The 15958-nt window shown below is 72.0% G+C and carries 14 protein-coding genes and 1 pseudogene; 8 read left to right on the top strand and 7 right to left on the bottom strand.

Annotated features, from left to right (window positions below; translation table 11 throughout):
- Positions 1–157 precede the first annotated feature (157 nt).
- On the top strand, positions 158–499 hold the full coding sequence (locus D9753_RS38425) for an alpha/beta hydrolase (RefSeq protein WP_240468516.1): 342 nt from the start codon (positions 158–160) through the stop codon (positions 497–499).
- Positions 500–594: 95 nt separating this feature from the next.
- Here D9753_RS38425 and D9753_RS34020 read toward each other — a convergent pair whose 3' ends face one another.
- Both D9753_RS34020 and D9753_RS34015 read right to left on the bottom strand, forming a co-directional pair.
- Positions 595–1218: a hypothetical protein gene (locus D9753_RS34020; protein WP_163010863.1), complete on the bottom strand. Its 624-nt coding sequence runs from the start codon at positions 1216–1218 to the stop codon at positions 595–597.
- A 215-nt stretch (positions 1219–1433) separates the two neighbouring features.
- Entirely contained in the window at positions 1434–4220 is a 2787-nt protein-coding gene (locus tag D9753_RS34015) for a SpoIIE family protein phosphatase (RefSeq protein WP_163010862.1), read from the bottom strand.
- Between the two features lie 306 nt (positions 4221–4526).
- Here D9753_RS34015 and D9753_RS34010 point away from each other — a divergent pair, with 306 nt between their 5' ends.
- The 3 genes from D9753_RS34010 (at position 4527) to D9753_RS38420 (ending at position 7584) form a co-directional block, all read left to right on the top strand.
- Positions 4527–5627, top strand: coding sequence for a PP2C family protein-serine/threonine phosphatase (locus D9753_RS34010; RefSeq protein WP_121790494.1), 1101 nt, complete (start codon positions 4527–4529; stop codon positions 5625–5627).
- Positions 5628–5865: 238 nt separating this feature from the next.
- Positions 5866–7383: an MFS transporter gene (locus D9753_RS34005; RefSeq protein ID WP_121790493.1), complete on the top strand. Its 1518-nt coding sequence runs from the start codon at positions 5866–5868 to the stop codon at positions 7381–7383.
- A 21-nt stretch (positions 7384–7404) separates the two neighbouring features.
- Positions 7405–7584: a pyridoxamine 5'-phosphate oxidase family protein gene (locus D9753_RS38420; RefSeq protein WP_240468357.1), complete on the top strand. Its 180-nt coding sequence runs from the start codon at positions 7405–7407 to the stop codon at positions 7582–7584.
- A gap of 86 nt (positions 7585–7670) precedes the next feature.
- On the opposite strand, the pseudogene htpG reads toward D9753_RS38420, so the two are convergent.
- A pseudogene (htpG, locus tag D9753_RS33995) lies at positions 7671–9583 on the bottom strand (molecular chaperone HtpG).
- A 207-nt stretch (positions 9584–9790) separates the two neighbouring features.
- Between htpG and D9753_RS33990 the strand changes: the two are divergent.
- Positions 9791–10267, top strand: coding sequence for an SRPBCC family protein (locus D9753_RS33990; protein ID WP_121790492.1), 477 nt, complete (start codon positions 9791–9793; stop codon positions 10265–10267).
- 145 nt (positions 10268–10412) lie between these two features.
- Here D9753_RS33990 and D9753_RS33985 read toward each other — a convergent pair whose 3' ends face one another.
- The 3 genes from D9753_RS33985 to D9753_RS33975 form a co-directional block, all read right to left on the bottom strand.
- Positions 10413–10823: an ACT domain-containing protein gene (locus D9753_RS33985; RefSeq protein WP_121790491.1), complete on the bottom strand. Its 411-nt coding sequence runs from the start codon at positions 10821–10823 to the stop codon at positions 10413–10415.
- 49 nt (positions 10824–10872) lie between these two features.
- Positions 10873–11286 carry a hypothetical protein gene (locus D9753_RS33980; RefSeq protein WP_121790490.1) on the bottom strand — a complete coding sequence of 138 codons (414 nt, stop codon included), beginning with the start codon at positions 11284–11286 and terminating at the stop codon, positions 10873–10875.
- 339 nt (positions 11287–11625) lie between these two features.
- Positions 11626–12135, bottom strand: coding sequence for an SRPBCC family protein (locus D9753_RS33975; protein WP_121790489.1), 510 nt, complete (start codon positions 12133–12135; stop codon positions 11626–11628).
- Between the two features lie 243 nt (positions 12136–12378).
- Here D9753_RS33975 and D9753_RS33970 point away from each other — a divergent pair, with 243 nt between their 5' ends.
- The 3 genes from D9753_RS33970 (at position 12379) to D9753_RS33960 (ending at position 14970) form a co-directional block, all read left to right on the top strand.
- Complete coding sequence (locus D9753_RS33970; protein ID WP_121790488.1) at positions 12379–12978, top strand: DUF4232 domain-containing protein; 600 nt, start codon at positions 12379–12381, stop codon at positions 12976–12978.
- Positions 12979–13205: 227 nt separating this feature from the next.
- The gene (locus D9753_RS33965) at positions 13206–14000 is read left to right on the top strand and encodes an SDR family NAD(P)-dependent oxidoreductase (protein ID WP_121791437.1); all 795 of its coding nucleotides are present in this window, start codon (positions 13206–13208) and stop codon (positions 13998–14000) included.
- Between the two features lie 172 nt (positions 14001–14172).
- Positions 14173–14970, top strand: coding sequence for a LamG domain-containing protein (locus D9753_RS33960; protein ID WP_121790487.1), 798 nt, complete (start codon positions 14173–14175; stop codon positions 14968–14970).
- A 24-nt stretch (positions 14971–14994) separates the two neighbouring features.
- On the opposite strand, the gene D9753_RS33955 is transcribed toward D9753_RS33960, so the two are convergent.
- Positions 14995–15777, bottom strand: a complete 783-nt coding sequence (locus D9753_RS33955) for a polysaccharide lyase family 7 protein (protein WP_205614331.1) — start codon at positions 15775–15777, stop codon at positions 14995–14997.
- Between the last annotated feature and the right edge of the window lie 181 nt (positions 15778–15958).

Here is a 15958-nt window from a genome sequence, read left to right as displayed (position 1 = left end):
AGCCGGACAGCACGGGACGGGGACCACGTTCCTCCTGCTCGCCGACGCCTACGACGGGCGGGACTCCAGCGGCCATTACACCAACTCGGCGGACGCCTACCAGGCCATTCACTGCGCGGACAGCGCCCGGCGCTACACGCAGCACGACGTGGAGCGGATGCTGCCCCGGTTCCGGGCGGCCTCGCCCGTCTTCGGCGCGGATCTGGCCTCAGGCCTGCTGTCGTGCAGCGACTGGCCGGTCAGGGGCGCGTCCGACGATCCGGACGTCAGCGCCGAGGGAGCGGCCCCGATCCTCCTCGTCGGCAACACCGCAGACCCGGCCACTCCGTACGCGGGGGCCAGGCGGATGGCCGACGAACTCGGCGAGGACGTCGGCGTCGAGCTGACGGTCAAGGGGCAGGGGCACGGGACGTACGGCACCGACACCTGCGTGACGAACACGGTGAACACCTATCTGCTCGACGGCACGATGCCACGGGACGGCACGGTGTGCGAGTAGCCCCGGCCGGGGCGTTCCCCGCCGGTCGTCCGATCATCGGCCGATGTCGTGCCGTCGGCCGACGGGCAGGCACCCCGGCCCTCCCCTCGCCCTCCTTACTCGCCTCTGTCGTGCGGTTCCGGGGCGGCGCCGGGCGGGCTGTCCGGCCGGGGCGGGTAGAAGGTGGTGTCGCCGGCCGGTGGTGCGGCGTTGCCGGGCCGCCGTGCGGTGCCGAACGCCGGGTAGGTGAGGGTGTCACCGGTCCCCCACCCGAGCAGCACGGCCGCGAGGACGAACAGCAGGGTCAGGGCGGCGAAGGCCAGGCCCAGCCACAGGCCCACGCCGGTGCCGATGCTGGCGCCGGTGAACGATGCGGCCAGCCGGCTGTACAGGTCCGCCAGGTCGGACACGTCCGCCGCCTTCAGGACGTAGACGGCCAGCAGGACGGACGACGGGACGAGCGCCGCTTCCAGGTACCGTCTGCCGCCCGTTGCCACGGCCAGGGCCAGGGCCAGCAGGACGACCGTGGCGAACGCCATGGCGACGATCAGCGCCGGTCCCGCGGTCGGGAGGTCCACCCCGAAGGCGTTCTCGCTGTCGCCCGCGCTGGTCGTCAGCCAGGGCAGGAAGAGCATCACGAGACTCAGCAGCGCGGAGACCGCGGCCGCGGCCAGGGGCCAGTCGCGTGACGTCTTCCATCGCGGAGCGAATCGGGGGCGGCGAGCCGGAGCCGTCGTCATTGCGTCCTCCCGGGAGTTCCACGACACCCGGGAGACCGAACCCGGTCCCGGACGCGCCGAAGGCAGTGACCTGGTGGCTCCCACCATCCCCCGGGTCGGGGGCAGCCGCACGTCGTACCGCGCCGGGACCACCGGTGTCCGTGTGCCGTGCGCGTGTGACGGTGCCGGGGTGGTCGCTGCGCCCGTGACGGGCGGGGGCCGCCGTGGGCGGGGTCCTAGAGATCGAGGACGTCGAACATCGCCGACGCGTCCGGTGCCGTGGTGCGGTCCAGGTTCTGTTCGGCCCAGATGACCTTTCCCCGCGCCGCGTAGCGGGTCCCCCAGATGTCCGCGAACTGGGAGACGAGGAAGAGGCCGCGGCCGCCTTCGTCGGTGGTGGCCGCGTGCCGCAGCCGGGGTGAGGTGTTGCTGCCGTCCGACACCTCGCAGACCAGGGTGCGGCCCAGCAGCAGCCGGACGCAGATGGGCGGGGCGCCGTAGCGGAGGGCGTTGGTGAGGAGTTCGCTGAGGATGAGTTCCGTGGTGAAGGCCGACTCCTCGAGCTGCCACTCGGCGAGTCTCCGGCTCACTTCCTTGCGTACTCGGGGCACCGCCGTGACGTCGAACGGTACCTCCCAGGTCACGGCGCACGAGGGGTCGAGCAGCCGGGTCCGGGCGACGAGCAGCGCCACGTCGTCACTGGGGTGTTCGGGCAGCATCGTCTCCACGAGGGCGCGGCAGGTCTCCTCCGGTGACGGGTCCGCGCGGGCGATGGTCGAGGAGAGCATCTCCAGGCCCTCGTCGATGTCCCGTCCGCGGTTCTCGACCAGGCCGTCGGTGAACAGCACGAGGCGGCTGCCCTCGGGCAGATCCAGCTCGCCGGCCTCGAAGGGGTGCCCGCCCACGCCCAGGGGCGGCGACAGGGGCAGGTCGGGGAAGGTCACCCGGCCCTGGGGATCCGCGACGGCGGGCGCGAGGTGGCCGGCGCGGGAGAAGGTGCAGCGCCCGCCGACCGGGTCGTAGATGGCGTAGAGGCAGGTGGCGCCGGTGAGAGGTTCGCCGTCGTCGTCGGTCGCGGTCTGCGAGTCCAGCCGGGTCACCATCTCGTCCAGATGGCCGAGCAGTTCGTCGGGGGCCAGGTCCAGGGAGGAGAAGTTCAGCACGGCCGTGCGGAGCCGTCCCATGGTCACGGCGGCCTGCAGCCCGTGTCCCACGATGTCACCGACGACGAGCGCCACCCGGAAACCGGGCAGCGGGATGACGTCGAACCAGTCGCCGCCCACACCGGACTGCGCCGGCAGATAGCGGGAAGCGATCTCCAGCGCGTCCTGTTCCGGGAGCCCCAGCGGCAGCAGGTTCCGCTGGAGGGTCATGGCCATGGCGTGTTCGCGGGAGTAGCGGCGTGCGTTGTCGATGGCGACGGCGGCCCGGGCCACCAGCTCCTCGGTCACGGCGACGTCCTCGTCCTCGAACCGGGGGGTGTCCGCGCCGCGCCAGAAGTTGACCATGCCGAGGACCACCCCGCGTGCCCGGAGCGGCACCGAGATCAGTGAGTGGATGCCGTGGTCCAGCGCCCGCCGTGCCCCCTCGGGGTCCTGTGCCCGCCAGTCCCGGGCGGTGTCCAGGTCCGCCACGAGGACGGCCCTGCCCCGGCGCAGCGCCGCCACCGTCGGGGTGTCGGCCATCACGAACCGGATCACGTCGCCGACCGGCTGCAGGGGGTGTCCGGGCCGCGAGGCGCGCAGCGCGGTGCGGCGCATCTCGTGCACCGCGCTCGTGGGCTCCTCGCCGCGCAGCACGGAGTCGAGGAGTTCCACGGTGACGATGTCGGCCATGCGGGGGACGGCCACCTCGGTCAGCTCCTCGGCCGTGCGCCGTATGTCGAGTGTGGTGCCGATCCGCATGCCCGCCTCGTACAGGAAGGACAGCCGGCCCCGCGCCAGTTCGGCCTGCCCGGTGAGGGCCCTGAGGTCGGTGGTGTCACGGAAGGTGGCGACGAGTCCCTGGGCGCCGCCGTACGGGGCGGTGGGCCGGATGTTGACCGCCAGCAGCCGGCCCCCGGTCGGGATGATCTCGTCGGACACGGCCTCACCCGCCACCAGCAGCCGGGTCAGGCCCGGCCCCAGGCCCAGCTCCCGCACGTGCCGCTGGTCGGTGTCCTCGGGGAGGCCCAGCAGGCGGCTCGCCTCGTCGTTGGCGAGCAGGATCCGCCCGTCACCGCCGACGATCAGTACGCCCTCGCGCACCGCGTGCAGCACGGCGTCGTGGTGCTCGTACATCCGGGTCATCTCGGCCGGGCCGAGTCCGTGGGTCTGCCGCAGCAGCCGACGGCTGATCAGCGCCGCGCCACCGGTGGCCAGCACGAGCGCCCCGGCCGCGGCGCCGAGCAGCATCGGGAGCTGCTGGTTCAGCACGTCGCCCACGTTGGCGTACTCGATGCCGGCGGCGACCATGCCGACCACGCGTCTGCTCGCGTCCGTCACCGGTACGACCGCGCGCACGGCGTCGGCCGGCCGGCCGTGGAACGTCTCCGTGAACGTCTCCCCCGCGGCGGCCCGGCCGACGCCCTGCGCCTTGGTGCCGATCAGTGCGGGGGCGGGATCGGTGAGCCGGACCCCGTGCTCGTCCAGGACGGTGACGAAGTCGACGCCGGAGCCCTTGCGTGCCTGTTCCGCCGCCCCCTGCAACCGGGCCGTGGGGTCCGGTGACCGGAGCGCGAGTGCCGTGCCGGGCGCGTGCGCGAACGACTCCGCGGCGGCCAGGGAACGATCCCTGGCGCTGCGTTCGGCGTCGTACCGGCCCTGCACGACGAGGGCGGAGGCGGCCACCGCCACCAGGACCAGCATGATCAGCGCCTGGAGCAGGAAGACCTGCGCGGCGAGCGTGCGGACGCTCAGGGAGGAGGACAGGCGGCGTCCGCGCGGCGGCCAGGACTGCCTTCTCCTGCGGGACGGATCGGATGACCACCGGGTGCCGGACGGCGGCGCCGCCCTCGCCCATGGCCAGCGGGAACGTCCGCTCATCTCCCTGTTCTAACACCCCCTCTCCGTGATCGGCGACCGGTGCGCCGGCCGAGGGGGGCGGGGATGCCGGCGCGCGGGGCGGTCGCGGGCCGCCTGCCGGCGCGGATGCGGGGTCACCCGAACATGCCGTGAGGTGGAGCAATCACCGGTGTGCCGTGGCCCGGCACACCAGGCTGGGGATCTTGTCGAGTTCCTGTGACAGGAGTCCGTGTGCGAGGACCACGTATGCCGAGGCCCGGACATACCGGTCGGGAGCCGGAGGGCGGCACGGGTACACGGACGGAGCTGCCGGCGCCGCCGGCGTGGATGCGGTGGCTCCCGGCCCTGTACGTCGCGGTTGTCCTGCTGCTGGAGCCCGTCACCCCGGTGGACTGGCCGGTCAGTTTCCTGCTGGTCGGCGTTTCCCTGGTGACCGCCTTCGCCCACGGTCCCGTCGTCGTCGGCGTCGTCACGGTGCTCGCCATCGTCCTGGAAGGCGTCCTGGCCGGTACCCCGTGCTGCGCCGGCCGGCCGGTCGGCTACCTCTGGGACCGGCACTACGTGGCCGACTACGTCTGCACCGCCCTGGTGGGCGTCCTCGCCACGATCCTGGCCGCGCACCGCATCCGCCGTGAACGCACGCTGGCCGACGTGCGGTCCGTGGCCGAGATCGCCCAGCGGGTCCTGCTCCGACCGGTTGCGCAGCGGATCGACGGTCTCGTGCTGGAGAGCCTCTACCTGTCCGCCGCCGCGGAGGCCCGCATCGGCGGTGACCTGTACGAGGCGGTCCCCACCCGGTACGGGGTCCGGGTGGTCATCGGTGACGTGCGCGGCAAGGGGCTGCTCGCGGTGGAGACCGCCGCGGCCCTGCTGAGCGCGTTCCGCGAGGCGGCGCACGACGAACCCGCCCTTCCCGCGCTGGCCGACCGGGTGGAGACGAGCATGAACCGCAGGGCGGTGCAACTGGGCGGCGGCGAGCTGGGCGAACGGTTCGTCACCGCCGTCTTCGCCGAGATCCCCGCCGACGCGCCCGTGGTCCGCGTCGTCAACTGCGGCCATCCGCCGCCGGTTCTCATCCGGTCCGGTGAGGTGCGGGAACTGGACCGGGGACGGTCGGCGCCGCCGCTGAACCTCGGCGTGCTGGTCGGGGAGCCGTACCACGTCGACGCCTACTCCCTGCGGCCCGGCGACCAGCTACTGCTGTACACGGACGGCATCACGGAGACGCGGGACGCGGACGGCGCGTTCTATCCCCTGCTGCCGCGGCTGCGTCGCTGGGCCGCCCTCCCGCCACGGGAACTGCTGGAACGGCTCCACCACGACCTGCTTCTCCACAGCGGCAACCGTCTCCAGGACGACATCGCGGCACTGGCGGTCCGCATCCCCGACGGCGAGCCGCCCCAGGGACCCCCGTCGCCGGCCCGGTGAACACCGGCCCCGGCCGGCCGGTGGGTCGTCGCGGCCGACGCCCGTCCGCCGCCGTCGGCGCCGTGCCACGCGGACAGCGGCCGGGACGTGGCGCACCGCAGCGCGCCCCGACCGCCTCGGGACCGCCGCTCGACCGCCTCCGGGACCGCCGCTCGGTCGGCGGCGGGTGCCGCCGGTTAGGCCGCGCGGTGGACGGGAACCTGGTTCGCCGGGGTGCCGAGCTGGTGGGAGGAGTCCGGTGACAGCGTCGACGTCAGCGGCAGGCGGTCGCGGCCCGGGCGCTCAGGAGAGCGGGTACGAGCCGGATCCGCGGCGGTGGCGTGCCCTGTGGGTCACTCTGGTGGCCGGATTCATGAGCCTGCTCGACGTGACGATCGTGGCGGTCGCCCTGCCCACCGTCCAGCGGGACCTGCACGCCTCCCCCGCGCAGGTGCAGTGGGTGGTGTCCGGGTACGCCCTGACCTTCGCCCTCGCCCTCGTCACCGCCGGCCGCCTCGGCGACGCGCTGGACCGGCGCCGCATCTTCCTGCTGGCCCTCGGCGGCTTCGTCCTCTTCAGCGCGGCCTGCGGAGCCGCCCCCGACATCACGCTCCTCGTGGTCGCCCGCCTCGCCCAGGGCCTGGCAGCCGGCTTCATGGCTCCCCAGAACTCCGCGCTCATCCAGCAGATGTTCCGCGGCGCCGAACGCGGCCGGGCCTTCGGCTTCTTCGGCGCCACCGTCGGCATATCCTCCGCCGCCGGTCCGATAACCGGCGGCACCATCCTCGCCCTCGCCGCCGGCGAGCAGGGCTGGCGTTGGATCTTCTATGTCAACGTGCCCATCGGCATCCTCGCCGTCCTCCTCGGCCGCCGCCTGCTGCCCCGCACCCGGCGCTCCGGACGGGGCCACCTGGACGTGCCCGGCATCCTGCTCCTCGGTCTCGGCGTCCTCGCGCTGATGTACCCACTGGTCCAGGCTGACTCCGGAGGCGTCAACCGCCTGTGGTGGCTGTTCCCCGCGGGTGCCGCGATCCTCGTCGTCTTCGCCCGCTGGCAGCACCGCCTCGTCGCCCGGGACGCCCAGCCGCTGCTCGACCCCCGCCTGTTCACCACCGTGCGCGGCTACGCGGTGGGCGCCGGCATCGGCACCCTGTACTTCATCGGCTTCAGCGGCGTCTGGCTGGTCTTCGCCCTGTTCTACCAGCGCGGCCTCGGCTTCTCCCCGCTCCTGTCCGGCCTCGCCGTCACTCCCTTCGCCATCGGCTCGGCCGGTGCGGCCGTGATCGCGGGACGGCTGGTGGAGCGGTTCGGCCGCCTGCTCACCGTGTGCGGCCTCACGGGTGTGATCGTCGGCTTCGGCGGCACCGCCCTGCTGCTGCGTCTCGCGCCCCTGCACAGCGCTCCGTGGCTCGCCGCCCCGGTCCTGTTCCTCGGCGGCATCGGCAGCGGCTTCGTTGTCTCCCCCAACATCACCATGACCCTGCGGGACGTGCCCGTCCGCATGGCGGGCGCGGCGGGCGGCGCCCTGCAGACGGGACAGCGGCTGGGCGCCGCGCTGGGGACCGCCGCCCTGCCCGGCCTGTTCTACCTGGTGCTAGGCGGCAGCGGCGACTACCGCGGCGCCGTCGTCACCGCACTGTGCTCCGCCCTCGTCGGCATGCTGGCCGCCCTGGCGCTCGCGCTGTTCGACCGGCAGCGCGACCGGGGGGCGGACCGGCCGCACCGCAAGAGCCCGGACGAGACCGCCGACGACCCGATGCACGCCCGGCACACCTGACCCGCCCCCGAAAAGAGCCCCATGCCCGCTCCCCTCGGCGAAGACCTGTCGCTCACCCAGACGTGGGTCGACACCGACGGCGAGTGCATCCTGATCAACGGTGTCGAGTCGCGTCAGAGGACCCGGAACACAGCGCGCGACCCGCGGGGTGCCGTCGCGGTCGTCATCGAGCCCGGACGGATCGGCGGCCCCCGCGGCTGAACCCTGAGCGGCCGTCCGCGGCCCGGTAGTCGGCGGCCTGCCCCTCCGGCGCGGAGGAACAGACCGCCGACGCCCGGCGGGCCGGGTTACAGCGCGCGTTCCAGACGGTCCGCCATCAGCTTGACGAAGCGGGCCGGCTCCTTCGGCTGGCCTCCCTCGGCGAGGACCGCGAGGCCGTGCAGCAGCTCGGCGGTCTCGGCCAGTTCCGCTCGGTCCTCGCGCTCCTTGTACGCCTGGTTGAGGCCCTTGACGAGCTGGTGGTCCGGGTTGAGTTCCAGGATGCGCTTGGCGCGGGGCACCTCCTGGCCCATCGCGCGGTACATGTTCTCCAGGGCCGGGGTCAGGTCGTGCGCGTCGGAGACGACGCAGGCCGGGGAAACGGTCAGCCGGGAGGAGAGGCGCACCTCCTTGATGTCCTCCGTGAGCTGCTCCTTCATCCAGTCGAGCAGCCCGGCGTACTCCTCGCTCTGCTTCTCCCGCTCACCGTCGGCGGTGTCGTCGTCCTCGGCGTCGAGGTCGATGCGGCCCTTGGCGACGGAGCGCAGCTTCTTGCCCTCGTACTCGCCGACGGCGTCGGCCCACACCTCGTCCACGGCGTCGGTGAGCAGCAGCACCTCGATGCCGCGCTCCCGGAAGGCCTCCATGTGCGGGGAGTTCTCGATGCTCTGCCGGGACTCACCGGTCAGGTAGTAGATGTCGTCCTGGCCGTCCCGCATCCGCTCCACGTACTGCTTGAGGGTGGTCGGCTCGGTGTCGTGGTGCGTACTCGCGAACGAGGCGACGGCGAGGAGGGCGTCGCGGTTCTCCGAGTCGGTGACCAGGCCCTCCTTCAGTGCCGTGCCGAACTCACGCCAGAACGTGGCGTAGCGGTCCTGGTCCTTGGCCATCATGTCCTTGACCGTGGACAGGACCTTCTTCGTCAGCCGGCGCCGCATCATCTCGATGTGGCGGTCCTGCTGGAGGATCTCCCGGGACACGTTCAGTGACAGGTCCGCCGCGTCCACGACGCCCTTGACGAAGCGCAGGTACGGCGGCAGCAGCGCCTCGCAGTCGTCCATGATGAACACGCGCTTGACGTACAGTTGCACGCCCCGCTTGGCGTCCCGGGTGAACAGGTCGTGGGGGGCGTGCGCGGGGAGGAACAGCAGGGCCTGGTACTCGAAGGTGCCCTCCGCCTGGAGGCGGATCGTCTCCAGCGGGTCGCGCCAGTCGTGGGCGATGTGCTTGTACAGCTCGTGGTACTCGTCCTCGGACACCTCCTCGCGCGAGCGGGCCCACAGCGCCTTCATGCTGTTGAGCGTCTCGGGGTCCGGGCGTCTCGGCGTTCTCGTCGGCCGTGGCGGGCGCCTCGGGCACCATCCGGATCGGCCCAGGTGATGAAGTCCGAGTAGCGCTGGATGATCTCCTTGATCTTCCACGGGGCGGTGTAGTCGTGGAGCTGGTTCTCCGGGTCGGCCGGCTTGAGGTGGAGCGTGACCGAGGTGCCCTGCGGCGCGTCGTCGACCGCTTCGAGGGTGTACGTGCCCTCGCCGCGTGACGTCCAGCGGGTGCCCCGGTCCTCGCCGGCTCGCCGGGTCAGCAGGGTGACCTCGTCCGCCACCATGAAGCCGGAGTAGAAGCCGACGCCGAACTGGCCGATGAGCCCCTCGGTGCCGCCGCCCTCCTGTGCTTCCCGCAGCTCCCTGAGGAACTCGGCGGTGCCCGAGTTGGCGATCGTGCCGATGAGCTGCCCGACCTCCTCGTACGACATTCCGATGCCGTTGTCCCGCACGGTCAGGGTGCGGGTGTCCTTGTCGACGTCGATCTCGATGTGCGGGTCGGACACGTCGGCGTCGAGGGAGTCGTCCCTGAGCTTCTCCAGACGCAGCTTGTCCAACGCGTCGGAGGCGTTGGAGACGAGTTCGCGCAGGAAGACGTCTTTGTTCGAGTAGACGGAGTGGATCATCAGCTGGAGCAGCTGACGGGCCTCCACCTGGAACTCGAATGTCTCGGTCGGCATGTTCGCGTGTACCTCACAGGTCCTGTTGCCGGAACTGGTGCCAGACACTCTAAAACACCACGTCACGGTGGTGGCCGGTATACGGTGGCGGTGGCTGGATCCGCATCGGTCATGACCGGTGCCTCCTCGGGTACCCGACCGGCCCCGGCCCGCCGAGTGGGCCGACGGGCCGTCCGGCAGTCGAACCAGGACAACGGAGGCGCACAGATGAGCACGATCAAGGAAGTGGTGGAAGTCGACGTCCCCGTCCACACCGCCTACAACCAGTGGACGCAGTTCGAGGAGTTCCCGAACTTCATGGAGGGCGTCGAGGAGGTCACCCAGCTCGACGCGCAGCACAATCACTGGACCACGAAGATCGCCGGAGTACGCCGGGAGTTCGACACCGAGATCGTCGACCAGCTCGCCGACGAGCGCATCACCTGGCGCACCACCACCGGCGACACCCACCAGAAGGGCATGGTCCGCTTCGAGCGCCTGGACGACTCCCACACCAAGGTGGAGCTGGTGCTGGAGGTCGAGCCCAGCGGAGCCGTCGAGAAGGTCGCGGACATGGTCGGTACCATCGACCGGCGCGTCAAGGGAGACATGCGGCGGTTCAAGGAGTACATCGAGGAACGCGGCGCGGAATCCGGTGCCTGGCGCGGCCGCGTCCGGCCCGGCGACTCCGGTTCCTCCCTCTGACCGCACCCCCGCAGGAGGCACACGGCGCCGGCACGCCCCGGCCAGGAGCACGGGACGCCGTCGGCGTCTGCCTCGCCCACACCGGTCGTCGCCGCCCGGACACCGACCGTACCGCTGTTCCAGCAGCTCTCACCGGGTGCGAATGTCAGGCCGCCGGGACGACCTCGTGTCCCGCGGAACGCAGGACGCCGACCGCGTCGTCGTACCGGTCGGCGGGGACGAGTACGAGGTCCGAGTGGAAGGTGGAGGTCACGAACACCGGAATCCCCGCCGAGCCCAGGGGCCCGACCACGGCGGCCAGCATGCCCGGCAGATCGAGATCGTGAGGGTCGTCGCCGTACAGGCCGGCCCAGTGTTCGTGTGCGCCGGAGGCATCGGGGGAGACCTCCCGGTGTGCGCCGGCGGCGTCGAGGGGCACCTCGCGCAGGACGGTCAGGCCCTCGGGAGCGCGTACGACCGCGTACCAGTCGTCATCGGCGGGCCGCGCACCACCGGAGACGTGCTCGATCCGGAAGAGGGCAGGCAGAGTCAGCAGTTTCCGCCGGGGAGGAGTCATGCGGTGAGCGTAGCCGTGCTGTCGCCCCCTCCGGCAAGCCGCTATGCCGTCATGTCGGCTCCCACTGCTCGCGGGGAGGCGGCGGGCCGTCCAGGGCGCTGCGGAACTTGTCCTTCAGGCTCTTCGGCGGAGCTTCCTTCTCCTCCGTCGTGTGCATGAGCCGGGCCGTGGTCACCCGTATGTGACACTCCCGCCGCCGCTGCCTCAGGAGCACGATCCAGGCACCGTCCCGGGTGAGGAGGGCGTGCCGCGCCGGTTCGTCTCCGGGCCGGGCGTGGCGGGCCAGCATGTCCGGCAGATAGTGCAGCGCCGCGTCCTCGGCCGCCGCGACCGCCCGCGCCTCGTCCCCGTCGACGGGGTGAGCGGCCGCCAGCATCCAACGGTGCAGTCTCAGTGACGTGCCGTCGACGCGCTCCGTCGTTCTCGTGTCCTCCTCGACGAGGACGTACCACTCAGCAGTCATGCGCGATGCCCGTCTGTCTGCACGTTCGGCTCTCCGCATCCTGCCATGTGGATCACCCGCGGCGGACGTCAGTGCCGCGCGCACCGGGAGCGGGGGGCCGGGTCGTCCACCGCTCGGCCGACGGGGGTGACGCATGCCCGTCCACCTCACCTCTGGTGCGGGGACGACCGGCCCGGCGGGCCGTCCGCCCGCCCGGCGCGCAGTCGGAAACGGTGGTCCCCTCCACCGGCCGTGCGTGACGGCCACAGCCTCGTGAGCCGACATCGGCGCTACGGGCGCGTGAACTCGACGGGCGACGTGAACTCGACGGCACACCCGGCCCGGACGTGAGCGCGGCACTCAGACCTGGTGAGCCGCCTCCAGATCCCGCTTGAGGTTCCGCAGGGTCCTGTCGATGTTGCCCGTCTGGAAGTCGGCGAACGTCTTCCCCCCGGTGGCGACCCGGTCGAAGAGCTGGGCCACGGGGCCGGGCCACGAGCGCCGGTCGTCCGTCCAGGTCTCCGTCACCCGGCTGCCGGTGCCTTCCGGCGCGAAGGTGTACTCCCAGGTGGCGATGGGGCCGCGCAGACGCGGGCGTCTCACCCCGATCGCGTGGACGCGGAAGGCGAAGCGGTGGCCGGGATCGGCCGCGGTCACCGTGCACCGGGTGACCCAGCGGAACGTCCCCCGCTTGTTGCGTCCCTCGAACGTCGTTCCCACGGCGGCCCGTTCACCCGGCACACCGCCCACCGTTCCCAGGTTCTCCGGGCTCCACCGGCCCATGTCACCGGGACGGCACACCGCCTCGTAGACCGTCTCGGGCGGGACGTCGATGAAGATACTGCGGGACACGGTGAATACGCGGGTCACGGCGACGCCCTCCCGGGGGACACGTTCGGTACTTGCGAGTAGCAATCGTGTCACGCCGGGAGCGGACCGTCGTGACCTGTGCCCGGAAAAAAGGCGAAGTGGTGCCGGCCCCCGGTGGCAACGGAGGACGTGCGCGGCCGGATCCTTTCGGTCGGATCGGCGTTGGCGAACATTCCCCGCACGTACGGCATCTCACCCGGGGAAGGCAGACCCGGAAGCCGACAACGAAGGAGCACCCGACTCATGACGACTCGGCAGCACAGGAGTCACATCACCCAGGCCGCGACCGCCGCCCGGTCCGCGCGCCGCCGACACCTCAGCCGGGCGATACTCGCCGTGACCACCGCCGCCGGACTGGGCGTCGCCGGCACGGGCGCCGCGCGGGCCGCCGGGACGGGAACGGCGGCCGCGACGCCCACCTGCGCCGTATCCGAGCTGAGCGCCTCGTTCGGCAAGCAGCTGGCCGGCGGCATGAACCACCAGGGCGTGGTCGTCGAACTGACGAACACCGGTGCCCGCACCTGCCTGCTGCGGGGCTATCCGGGCCTCGGCCTGGAGAACGCCGCTCACCGCACGCTCCACTCGACCACCCACTGGGGCGACACCTGGTACGCGAAGAGTCCCGCCAAGTCCACCCTGACCCTCCGCAAGGGCGGGAGCGTCGAGGCGGTCATGTCCTGGACCCATGCCGACACCGGCACCCCGGACGCGGTCCGTGCCGCCTACCTCCAGGTGACGCCGCCGGCTGCGAGCAGCCACAAGACGCTCGCGTTCCCGCAGTGGGTGGACCACGGTGACCTCCGGGTCACCGCACTGGCGTACCGGATCGACGTCGAGGACTGAGCGCGCCGGGGCCGCGCCCCCTCCCCACCACGGCGGAATCGAGCCGACATCACACCGGCCGGTGCGGACTGCACTGACCGGTGCGGGCCGGGGCCGGTGGGGGTGCCTCGCAGAACGCCGGGCCGGACGGCCGATCACGCTCGTGCCCTGCCGCTCTCCGGCGCGCGGAGGCGCCACACTCGACGGGCCGTGACATGCACGCGCGCACGAAGGGAACCCGCCCGCTCATGCACATCGATCTGACAGGACGCACCGCACTGGTCACCGGCTCCACTCAGGGCATCGGCGCGGCCATCGCCCTCGCTCTCGCCCGGGCCGGCGCCCGCGTGGGCGTCAACGGCCGCGACGAGCAGCGGGTGGCCGACAGCGTCGAGTCGCTGGCCGGCCGGGCGCCCGGCGCGGAGCTGGTGCCGGTGGCCGCCGACGTGTCCGGCGAGGAGGGCGCGGCCCGGGTGGCCGAACTGCTGCCGCGGGTGGACATCCTCGTCAACAACCTGGGGGTCTTCGGCACGGCCGACCCGCTGGAGATCAGCGACGCGGAGTGGCGGCGCTATTTCGAGGTGAACGTGCTGGCCGCCGTACGGCTGACCCGGCAGTACCTGCCGGGTATGACCGAGCGCGGCTGGGGGCGCGTCCAGTACGTCGCCAGTGACTCGGCGGTCGCGATTCCCGCGGAGATGATCCACTACGGGATGTCGAAGACCGCGCTGCTCGCGGTGAGCCGTGGGTTCGCCAAGAAGGCGGCGGGCACGGGAGTGACGGTCAACTCCGTCATCGCCGGGCCCACGCACACCGGGGGCGTCGAGGACTTCGTGTACGAACTCGTCGACCGGGACGTGCCCTGGGACGAGGCGCAGCGTACGTTCATGCGCGAGCACCGCCCGCAGTCCCTGATCCAGCGGCTGATCGAGCCGGAGGAGATCGCCCACATGGTGGTGTACCTCAGCTCGGAACAGGCGTCGGCCACGACCGGCGGAGCGCTGCGCGTCGACGGCGGGTACGTCGATTCGATCCTTCCCTGACCGGGTGACCGCGCGGGCACGGCGGGAGTTCGGACGCGTCGGGCCACCGGTTTCCGTGCGGCGTCCGTCGGCGGGGCCGGGCGCGACCACGCCGTTCACCCGTCAGGACCAATCTTGGGGCCGGCTCGGCGCTCGGGCGCATGACCGGCCCGCTGTAGGCGATATATCGGACATGGACGAACCTGCACTGGGCGGCCCGCTTCCGGGGCCGCGCCGCCCGACCGTGTACGACGAAGTGTTCAGGGCGGACTTCACCTCGGCGACGCAGTGGGTCGCGGGCCGCTCCTGGGCCTATCCGGGGGGAGGCCCGGTCAACCCGGGCGACGACAAACTGGACTACCTGGTGCCCGACGCCGAGTACAGCCGCTCGGGAGTCTTCCGGGCCGGCCGCCGGCCCGACGGCAGATGGAACACGGGCCTGCTCACCACAGAAGGCAGCGAGGAGGGGTTCACCGTCCAGCCGGGGGACGTCCTGGAGGCCCGCGTACGGCTGCCGCGGGAGATCGGCGCCTGGCCGGCCATCTGGACGTGGCGGGACGGCGACCAGGAGATCGACGTCTTCGAGTACCACCCGGACAACCCGGACCTGCTGGAACTCACCAACCACGTGCACGGTGCCAACCGTTACGTCCGGGACCACGCCGTCCGCCCCGGTGCCTGGATCGAGCTGCGCACCGAGTTCGGGCCCCACTCCGTGGTCTGGTGGCTGAACGGCGCGCGGGTCTTCACGGACGGGCGGGGCGTGGGGCACCGCTGGCACGCCTATCTCATCGTCAACCTGTCGGTGTGCGGCGGGCGTTACCACCCGCCACCCGAACCGGGGACGACCGAGATGTCGTACGAGGTGGCCGACCTCGTCGTACGGCGTCCTGCCGCGGGCGGCGCCGGACACGGCACGGCAGCCGCCGCCCGGCACCCCGGCGGGGCGTCCCCGGCAGGAGGCGACGAGCGGAGGCCGGCCGGGCCGTGAACCCCGCCGTACGGGTCCGGCGGATCAGCCGTGCGAGACCGTCAGCCCGTAGAAGGCGACACGTGCTCCCTTCGTGGTGCTGTCCGAGGACGACTGGTTGTACGAGCCGGCCTTGAAGTACTGCTTGTACGGCTTGAAGGAGGACGGGACGGCGTAGTGGGTGGTGCTGCCGTTGACGGTCAGGTCGACGGTGCTGCCGCCGGAGACGGCGATCGTGTAGGTCCAGGTCTTGCCGATCGCCACGTGCCCCACGGTGTGCGGTGTCTGGCCGCCGGACGGGGAGCCCTCGGTGCCCAGGACGATGTCGCCGTCGGCGTGCTGGTACAGCTCGACCAGCGGTTTGGTGGAGGAGCCCCCGGTGCCGAGGTGGATCTGGCCCACGCAGACGTTGGACGTCACCGACACCACGCGCAGTGTGGCGCTCATCCGGTGGGAGCCGCTCAGCGACCAGTTCGCGGCGCTGCCGTCGCGGTTCATCTCGCGCAGTTCGGAACGGGCGTAGTGGGAGTTCGGGGTCGTGACCCCCTTCTCCGGCGCCCAGAACGTCATCGCCCCGTCGCGCGTGTCGGTGTAGAAGTACGCGTCCTGGTAGCCGCCGGCCCCCTGGAGGCGGGAGGAGGGGATGGTGGTCGGCGATCCCGGGGAGCCGACCGGTTCCTGGAGCTGCCATACGGACAGGTCGAAGTTGCCGCCGGGCGCGACATGCGGATCCGCGGCGTTCGCGCTGCCGTTGCCGAGTGCTGACAGGGTGCCGACGAGGCCCGCGACGGTCATCGTCGCGAGGAGCCTGGAACGGGAACGGGTCATGTGGGGGGGAACCTCCGAGGCGCGATGGAATCACGACAGTCGTTCAGCCTGTTGAACGCCGAGTGCATTCTTGGACGGGCCGTGGGTCCGTGAACCTAAAAGTCTGAACCAGACACGTCAAGAGGTGGAGCGGGAACCCGTCGCGGCAGGCCGCCGTGGCTCATCGGCGCACGACCGGTGA

It is taken from the genome of Streptomyces dangxiongensis (genome assembly GCF_003675325.1).
Classification (GTDB): Bacteria; Actinomycetota; Actinomycetes; order Streptomycetales; family Streptomycetaceae; genus Streptomyces; species Streptomyces dangxiongensis.
This window is presented reverse-complemented; position numbering and strand designations above follow the sequence as displayed.

Coding starts and splice junctions, on each gene's coding strand:
- D9753_RS38420 (WP_240468357.1), top strand. CDS start 7,405: ATGCCCGCTCCCCTCGGCGAAGACCTGTCGCTCACCCAGACGTGGGTC.
- D9753_RS33980 (WP_121790490.1), bottom strand. CDS start 11,286: ATGACTGCTGAGTGGTACGTCCTCGTCGAGGAGGACACGAGAACGACG.
- D9753_RS33960 (WP_121790487.1), top strand. CDS start 14,173: ATGGACGAACCTGCACTGGGCGGCCCGCTTCCGGGGCCGCGCCGCCCG.
- D9753_RS34015 (WP_163010862.1), bottom strand. CDS start 4,220: ATGAGCGGACGTTCCCGCTGGCCATGGGCGAGGGCGGCGCCGCCGTCC.
- D9753_RS33970 (WP_121790488.1), top strand. CDS start 12,379: ATGACGACTCGGCAGCACAGGAGTCACATCACCCAGGCCGCGACCGCC.
- D9753_RS33955 (WP_205614331.1), bottom strand. CDS start 15,777: ATGACCCGTTCCCGTTCCAGGCTCCTCGCGACGATGACCGTCGCGGGC.
- D9753_RS33990 (WP_121790492.1), top strand. CDS start 9,791: ATGAGCACGATCAAGGAAGTGGTGGAAGTCGACGTCCCCGTCCACACC.
- D9753_RS33965 (WP_121791437.1), top strand. CDS start 13,206: ATGCACATCGATCTGACAGGACGCACCGCACTGGTCACCGGCTCCACT.
- D9753_RS38425 (WP_240468516.1), top strand. CDS start 158: ATGCTGCCCCGGTTCCGGGCGGCCTCGCCCGTCTTCGGCGCGGATCTG.
- D9753_RS33985 (WP_121790491.1), bottom strand. CDS start 10,823: ATGACTCCTCCCCGGCGGAAACTGCTGACTCTGCCTGCCCTCTTCCGG.
- D9753_RS34020 (WP_163010863.1), bottom strand. CDS start 1,218: ATGACGACGGCTCCGGCTCGCCGCCCCCGATTCGCTCCGCGATGGAAG.
- D9753_RS34010 (WP_121790494.1), top strand. CDS start 4,527: ATGCGGTGGCTCCCGGCCCTGTACGTCGCGGTTGTCCTGCTGCTGGAG.